Here is a 302-nt window from a genome sequence, read left to right as displayed (position 1 = left end):
CCCCCCCCCCCCCCCCCCCCCCCCCCCCCCCCCCCCCCCCCCCCCCCCCCCCCCCCCCCCCCCCCCCCCCCCCCCCCCCCCCCCCCCCCCCCCCCCCCCCCGATTTTCAAGCAGAAGACGGCATACGCGATTATTGCGTTCGTCTCGTGGGCTCGGAGATGTGTATAAGAGACAGCCACTGAGCAGGCCCAGTAACAGGAACAGGCAGACAAACAGACCCAGCACCTCGGATGAGGTCAGCCCCATGCAGCGCAATACCGCCACTGGCTGCCAGTGCCGTGCCAGATAGCGCCGCACCGCCA

Annotated in this window: 1 protein-coding gene; it reads right to left on the bottom strand. The window is 72.2% G+C overall.

Annotated elements, in window-relative coordinates; all coding sequences use genetic code 11:
* Positions 1 to 302, bottom strand: a 302-nt coding sequence (locus JHD62_RS22005; protein ID WP_199104655.1) for a hypothetical protein, incomplete at both ends; no start/stop codon positions are given.

The organism is Aquitalea sp. ASV11, assembly GCF_016429185.1.
GTDB classification, from domain to species: domain Bacteria; phylum Pseudomonadota; class Gammaproteobacteria; order Burkholderiales; family Chromobacteriaceae; genus Aquitalea; species Aquitalea pelogenes.
The sequence above is the reverse complement of the archived record's forward strand: the minus strand, read 5'-3'. Positions and strand labels throughout refer to the sequence as shown.